This window comes from Bacillus sp. LR_5 (assembly GCF_042709275.1).
In genome coordinates, this window is sequence record NZ_JAVAXX010000312.1 from 1 (window position 1) to 6873 (window position 6873).

A 6873-nucleotide genomic window follows, 5' to 3' on the forward strand; every position below is an offset into this window, starting at 1 on the left:
CCCTTTTGCGGCGTATTTTATATGTTTTGTTATATTTAGTATCCGGTTATTTCTTTCCGATTAAACCTAGATATCAGGAATTGTCTATGCGCATCTGCTGTAAAGCGGCATAGCTGTTAAATGCTCTAAACACTATCATACCATGTTTGGTGTGAAAATGAACCTTTATTATTCGTTTATTAAATCACTTGCTGTGATCAGCACCTCTCGAGGCTTGCTTCCTTTTGCCTCAGAGATCATGCCTTCTGCTTCCATCATATCGATCAGCCTTGCCGCGCGATTGTATCCGATTCTGAACCTTCTTTGCAGACTTGAAGTGCTCGCGCTGTTTTGCTCAACAACAAACTCACACGCTTCGTTAAACAGTTCATCCTCTTCTTTCAGGGCTGATCCTTGTCTTACAAGCTCTTCTTGTTCAAATAAATAGGTTGGCGGCATTTGTTTTCTGACGTGAGAAACAACGCGGTCGATTTCGCGGTCCGATACAAAGTTCCCTTGAAGGCGGACAGGTTTTCCCGAGCCGTTTTCCAAAAAGAGCATATCCCCTTTTCCGAGAAGCTTTTCTGCACCGGCGATGTCAATGATCGTTCGGGAATCAACCTGGCTTGAGACAGAAAATGCGATTCTCGTTGGGATATTCGCCTTAATCAGGCCGGTAATGACATCGACTGACGGCCGCTGGGTTGCGACAAGCAGATGAATTCCGCACGCTCTGGCTTTTTGGGCGATCCGCGCAATGCTCTCTTCCACATCATTTGGAGCCACCATCATCAAATCAGCAAGCTCATCAATAACCACAACTAAATACGGCAGCTTTTCGCCCGTGTGATGATCAGCGGTTAATTGATTAAAGCGGTCAATGTCGCGAACACCTGAATGGGCAAACAGCTCATAGCGCCGCTCCATTTCCTCAACGACCCACTTTAACGCAGCCGTAGCCGCTTTGGCGTCAGTAATGACCGGGCTGACGAGATGAGGAATTTTGTTGTAAGGGGCCAGCTCTACCATTTTCGGATCAATCAGCAGCACCTTTACCTCACTCGGATCGGCTTTATACAGCAGGCTGACTAATATTGTATTGATGCAAACGCTTTTTCCCGAGCCCGTGGCGCCCGCAATCAAACCATGCGGCATTTTCTTTAAGTCGATGACGACAGGGTTCCCTGAGATATCCAATCCCAGCGCAGCCGTGAGCGGTGACTTGCTTGTCCTGAAGGCTGCGCTGCGAATCATCTGGCGCAAATCAACCACCTTGCTCGAGCGGTTTGGCACTTCAATTCCGATCGTGTTTTTCCCCGGAATCGGCGCTTCAATCCGAATATCTCTTGCGGACAGGCTGAGTTTAATATCATCAGATAAGTTGGTGATTTTATTTACCTTTACGCCTGGTTCAGGATGTACTTCAAATCTTGTGACAGACGGCCCCTGGGTCACATGGACCACATTGGCGCGGACATTGAAATTTTTCAGGGTCAAATCAAGAAGCTGACGCTGTTCTTCGATCCACGCAGTATCGTCCTGAACTTGTGCTGGCGGGACATCAAGCAGTGCAACATTCGGAAACACATAACTGCCGCGGCGCTCCTCTGCTTTTTGCTGTTTATGCGTATCTCTTTTCAGCATCATGACATTAAAAGGAACGGACGGCCCTTTTTGAGGAGATGCGCTTCGTTCAGTCCGTTTCTCCTGCATGACAGGCCTTTTTTGCGGCTCCTCTATAGCTGCATGTGTTTCGTTCGCATGGATTTCCTGCCGGTTTTGATAGGCTGCAGCAAACGGTCTGGAACCCTGCTCCAGGCTGTCATTCTGCACCGATTCTGTCTGGCTGTCTGGCTGAACATCTATCTTCGTGTCCTCAGCTTCTCCCAGGATATCGTACTGATTATTTATTATGCTGTCTGATGGCGCTTCTAATTCTTTGGCATCAGTTTCTGCTTGAGTCAGAGCCTCAGATGCTGAATGCTCATGATCAGTAAATAAGGAAGGCTCGTCCTGTTGAATTTCCATTTGCTCTTCTTGAACAGATGGGGTCTCAGCAGCTTCTGCCGCGATTTCGTGATGATTGTTTACTGAGCTGTCTGACGGCTCTTCTGATACTTCAGCCTCAGATACTGCCTCTGTCAGAGACTTAGGTACTGTTTGCTCTTCATCTTGTTCAGCGCGGAACACAGGTTCTTCTAATTCCTCTGGCTGTTGTTCCCTTTGTTCTTCTTGAATCTCAGCCGTTGCAGACTTGATGTCTTTACGGCTTACTTCACTGCCTGTAAGGTCTTCTTGTGGCTCAGCCAACGTATCTGCCAGTGTCTTAGGTGCTGTTTGCTCTTCATGTTGTTCACCGCGGAACACAGGCTCTTCCAATTTCTCTGGCTGTTGTTCCCTTTGTTCTTCTTGAATCTCAGCTGTTGCAGACTTGATGTCTTCACGGCTTACTTCGCTGCCTGTAAGGCCTTCTTGTGGCTCAGCCACCGTATCTGTCAGTATCTTAGGTGCTGTTTGCTCTTCATGTTGTCCCGCAGGGAAGAAAGGCGCGTCTTTTTCTGGCTGCTGAATGTCTGCAGCAGAAGGCACTCTCTTGTCTGACCGCCCTTCGGCTGGGCGCTGCGCCAGCGCTTCTTCACGCCCTGCAGTCGTTCTGTTTAATACGCCAGAAGGCTGTTCTTCGAATTGGCTATCCGGAAAGGGTCGTTCTTTCACGTGCTGTACCGGTCTGTCTGGAGCAGGATAGCTGCGTTCACGTTCAATCTCTTCGGACAGCAGTGTTACTTTCTCTTTTACAGATTTGTCCGGTGCCTTCAATGTTTCAGAAGGCTGTTTCGGCACATCCTTTTTGACGGATGGTTTTTGATTGAATCCATATACAGGCGAAGGGATATTTGTCGGTTTAAACGGTTTCTTCGCCGGCTCTGATGTTTGATATGTATGCTGCTCTGTTTCATCTTTGGGACGTTCTCTGTATGATGCGGCGCTTGGACGAGGTGCTGATTTCGGTTCGTCCGATGGTGCACGGCGCCTTCTCAAGTCTTGATTTTTGTATCCGTCAGGCACGATTGGAAAACGGAACTTGCCTTTTGGATATTCATAATATATTTTAGGATCTTCCAATCTTTTTAATTGTCCTTCAGGATGATGTACTTCTTGTTGCTGCGGAATTTGAGCAGGTTTTTTCTCCCGTTCAGCATTCTCTTCGCTCTCGCCTAAAAACAAATCAAAAAATTTATGAAGCCAACTCATAATTTATCTCTAACTCCCTTATAGTTTTCTGGGACGGTTTTTAGTATACCATTGCTGGTCGGCCCAGAAAAGATTAAGCTTTCAGCAAAATAAAGCCGCTAAACAAGGGCTTAGCGGCTTTTTTCACATGATTCGTTTTTTGGGTCGGATTTATGGGAGTCTAAAACTGAAATGCGTCTCCCGCCTTATGGTCTCCTTCTAGCACCAGAATTCCTTTTTCAGCAGGGGCATCCGGCAAAGCGAGCTCTTTTGCTGAGCAGATCATTCCGCTTGACGGAACGCCGCGAAGCTCTGCATCCTTAATGACAAGTCCGCTCGGCATCACGGCACCCACTTTGGCAACGACAACTTTTTGGCCTTGGTCAACGTTAGGTGCGCCGCAGACGATCTGAAGCGTTTCTTCTCCTACATTGACTTTACATACGCTTAGTTTATCCGCATTCGGATGTTTTTCTTTTGATTCCACATACCCCACAACAAACTTCGGTGATAAATCAACGACTAATGTTTCTTCAACGCCGTTTCTGCTTAGAATCTCATTCACATCTTGCACGAATGTTTCTGAGAGCGCAACAGGACCGTTTTCATCAATGGTCAAGTAAGTAGACGCATTGAAAATGTTGAAGCCCGTTGTTTCCTTTGTTTCGTTATTGAACATTTTGACGACGTCACCGCGTTTTTCATAGCCTATTTGTTCACGTGTCACATCTTTAAGAGAGACCAGGAGCGTGTCTCCCACACCTTCTTTATTATAAAAAGCGTTCATAAGTAAAAATCCTTTCTAATCCTTTTTCGGACGGCTTTTCGCCAGGATAAACACCGGTTCCAGCTTTCCTTCATTGTACAAAAATGAAAGGGCGGTAATCGGAACGGTGCCGCCTGCAAAGAAGCTCATCGACATTTGTCCTAGAATATCATACCCCGATTCATTCCGGATGTCAGCAAGAATCAGAACGTCCTGATGCGGAACAGAGATTGCCAGCTCACCTTCTGCACGTTGCTTGTACTCATTTAAAACCGCTTCGTTCAGAATCCGGCTGGCGTCGTAACCGTCGTTTGCCCTGAAGAAATAAAAGTAATTACCGGCAACCGTATCCTCTTTGACAACCGTCGGCAGGGAACGGAGATTAAATGCAGCCGTTTCTCTGATCCGCTCTTTTGTCCAGTTTTCTTTCTCAAGCATGCGCTGGTCAATTAAGCGATAGGTTTTCCCAAGATCAAGCGCATAATAAATTCTTGTCTCTGCGGTATGATCGTCATAAATGAGCGGAATATCTTCGCTGGACTTGTCCGGGAAAGAAGTCGAGCGGATAACCGGATAAATGCGGCTTTCTTTTCCGGTCATTTCCTGAGCCTTCCCTTCCATTGCCGTCATTGCTTCGGAGACATAGTACACAATCTCATCAATGGCTTCGTCTTTTTTCAGTTCCCATTTTGCAATAATCGGCGGCAGGTCGAGCGTAATTCCTTTTTTGGTCGTTTGATCCTCAACACGGAGGGTGTCTTTTTCTCTGTCAAACAGAAAGGAGCGATTCTCGTGCTGAAGGCGCTGTTTCAGTATATCTGACAGCTTCCTTGAGGTCATTTTCAAACCGGGTATCCTCCTTTACGCTTTTGCGAGAGAGTCAGTTAAAAACTGTTCAATTTCTTCTTTTGTTTTGCGGTCTTTGCTCACAAAACGATTGACTTCTTTTCCTTCATTAAACACAACAAAGCTTGGGATCCCGTAAATTTCCCACTCTGCACACGTATCAATGAATTTGTCACGGTCTACGTAGTAGTAAGTGAATTCAGGGAAGTTCGCTTCCAGTTCAGGCAGAAAAGGCTCTACAAAACGGCAATCCGGGCACCAGTCAGCTGAAAACATAAATACCGCCCAATCATCCTTTACCGCTTTTTCCAGCTCTTGAGTTGATTCAATTTTTTTCATTTCATATCCCTCCAGTTGTTTATGTTCTTACATGTTTGTTTATCGATACTCGTCCATTTGGATCATACCAAACTGCTTGCGGCAAAACCACTTATATGCAACGAATGGATATGTAAGATTGGCTTTCCCATTATCATTAGCATATTTCATTTGCATTATCAAGCACGTTTCGTTTAACATCGTGTACATGAGGGTAAAATTTACAGATGGACATACATAAGGAGGGATTCAGTATGGAGTTTATCGTCTATTTAGCAGGAGAAATCCACAGCAATTGGCGTGAGGAAATCAAAGAGAAAACAAAATCACTGAAGCTGCCGATTACGTTTGTCGGCCCGATGGAGAATCATGACCGATCAGACAATATCGGAGAAGAAATTATGGGCGTTCAGCCAAATGCCGTTTTGAAGGATGATAAAGCCTCAGACATGAACAACTTCAGAACCGCCGTCCTGATGAATAAAGCAGACTTTGTGATCGCCCTGTTTGGCGAAAAATACAAACAGTGGAACACGGCAATGGATGCATCATATGCAATCGCAAAAGGAAAACCCCTGATTATTATCCGGCCGGAATCGCTCCACCATCCGTTAAAAGAGCTTTCCAACAAAGCGAATATAACGGTTGAAACCGTGAACCAAGCCATTAAGGCCCTTTCCTATGTATTTGAAACAGAATAAGAAAAAAGCTTGTCGATCCGGGCTTACTGCCCCGTTCAACAAGCTTTCATGAAATCCTACATATTTTCTTTAATCGCATCCACTGTCTGCTTATCGCAGGCTGTTACAAGTTTGATGAGCATTTCTTTAGCAGCAGCATAATCATCAATATGAATGATAGAAGCGTTCGTATGAATGTAGCGGGAACAAATTCCGATAACCGCTGAAGGAACGCCGCTGTTCGAAATATGAACTCTGCCTGCATCTGTTCCCCCGCCTGATACAAAATATTGATATGGAATATCATGTGTTTCCGCCATATCAAGAACAAATTCTCTCATTCCGCGGTGCATGACTGTCGTTCTGTCAAGAATACGGAGCAAAAAGCCGTTTCCAAGCTGGCCAAATTCATTTTTGTCACCGCTCATATCGTTTGCCGGACTGGCGTCAAGCGCGAAAAACAAGTCCGGTTTAATCATATGAGAAGCCGTCTGCGCGCCTCTCAGTCCCACTTCTTCCTGAACAGTTGCACCCGCATAAAGTGTGTTCGGAAGTTCTTTTCCGTGCAATTCCTTCAGAAGTTCTATGCTCAAGCCGCATCCATACCGGTTATCCCACGCTTTTGATAATATTTTCTTTTCATTCGCCATCGTCGTAAACGGACAGACAGGAACAATCTGCTGTCCCGGTTTTATGCCGATTTTGATAGCGTCTTCCTTATCATCCGCTCCGATATCGATCATCATGTTTTTGATATCCATCGGGCGGTTTCGCTGAGCATCTGTCAGCAGATGCGGCGGTATGCTTGAAATCACACCCGGAACCGGCCCGTTATCTGTTTGAATTTCAACTCGCTGTGCAAGCAGCACCTGGCTCCACCAGCCCCCGAGCGTCTGGAACCTGAGCAGCCCGTTGTCTGTGATGGATGTAACCATGAAGCCGACTTCGTCCATATGCCCGGCTACCATGATTCTCGGTGCGCCCTCTGCGCCTTTTCTCACCCCGAAAACACTTCCCAGTTTGTCCTGAACGATGTCATCGGCATATTTGGCA

The 6873-nt window shown here is 46.1% G+C and carries 7 protein-coding genes; 1 reads left to right on the forward strand and 6 read right to left on the reverse strand.

The window, feature by feature from the left end; genetic code table 11:
* Positions 1-168: 168 nt before the first annotated feature.
* The 5 genes from RAC86_RS32895 to RAC86_RS32915 all read right to left on the reverse strand — a co-directional run bounded on the left by RAC86_RS32895 (position 169) and on the right by RAC86_RS32915 (position 5317).
* Positions 169-3231 carry a DNA translocase FtsK gene (locus RAC86_RS32895; protein WP_072566690.1) on the reverse strand — a complete coding sequence of 1021 codons (3063 nt, stop codon included), beginning with the start codon at positions 3229-3231 and terminating at the stop codon, positions 169-171.
* A 160-nt stretch (positions 3232-3391) separates the two neighbouring features.
* Positions 3392-3997, reverse strand: a complete 606-nt coding sequence (ytpR, locus tag RAC86_RS32900) for a YtpR family tRNA-binding protein (protein WP_072566691.1) — start codon at positions 3995-3997, stop codon at positions 3392-3394.
* 15 nt (positions 3998-4012) lie between these two features.
* Positions 4013-4822 carry a DUF1444 domain-containing protein gene (locus tag RAC86_RS32905; RefSeq protein WP_003223439.1) on the reverse strand — a complete coding sequence of 270 codons (810 nt, stop codon included), beginning with the start codon at positions 4820-4822 and terminating at the stop codon, positions 4013-4015.
* 15 nt (positions 4823-4837) lie between these two features.
* Positions 4838-5161: a thioredoxin family protein gene (locus tag RAC86_RS32910; RefSeq protein ID WP_003237915.1), complete on the reverse strand. Its 324-nt coding sequence runs from the start codon at positions 5159-5161 to the stop codon at positions 4838-4840.
* A 39-nt stretch (positions 5162-5200) separates the two neighbouring features.
* A complete protein-coding gene (locus RAC86_RS32915) occupies positions 5201-5317 on the reverse strand; it encodes a hypothetical protein (RefSeq protein WP_152024371.1) in 117 nt (38 codons plus the stop codon).
* Positions 5318-5394: 77 nt separating this feature from the next.
* Between RAC86_RS32915 and RAC86_RS32920 the strand changes: the two genes are divergently transcribed.
* Complete coding sequence (locus RAC86_RS32920; RefSeq protein ID WP_003237917.1) at positions 5395-5841, forward strand: YtoQ family protein; 447 nt, start codon at positions 5395-5397, stop codon at positions 5839-5841.
* A gap of 56 nt (positions 5842-5897) precedes the next feature.
* On the opposite strand, the gene RAC86_RS32925 is transcribed toward RAC86_RS32920, so the two are convergent.
* On the reverse strand, positions 5898-6873 hold a 976-nt coding region (locus RAC86_RS32925), incomplete at its 5' end, for a M42 family metallopeptidase (protein ID WP_377886515.1).

What these genes read in the sequence shown, in the direction of transcription:
- RAC86_RS32915 (WP_152024371.1), bottom strand. Translation starts at nt 5,317, where the DNA reads ATGCAAATGAAATATGCTAATGATAATGGGAAAGCCAATCTTACATAT.
- RAC86_RS32895 (WP_072566690.1), bottom strand. Translation starts at nt 3,231, where the DNA reads ATGAGTTGGCTTCATAAATTTTTTGATTTGTTTTTAGGCGAGAGCGAA.
- RAC86_RS32920 (WP_003237917.1), top strand. Translation starts at nt 5,395, where the DNA reads ATGGAGTTTATCGTCTATTTAGCAGGAGAAATCCACAGCAATTGGCGT.
- RAC86_RS32910 (WP_003237915.1), bottom strand. Translation starts at nt 5,161, where the DNA reads ATGAAAAAAATTGAATCAACTCAAGAGCTGGAAAAAGCGGTAAAGGAT.
- ytpR (WP_072566691.1), bottom strand. Translation starts at nt 3,997, where the DNA reads ATGAACGCTTTTTATAATAAAGAAGGTGTGGGAGACACGCTCCTGGTC.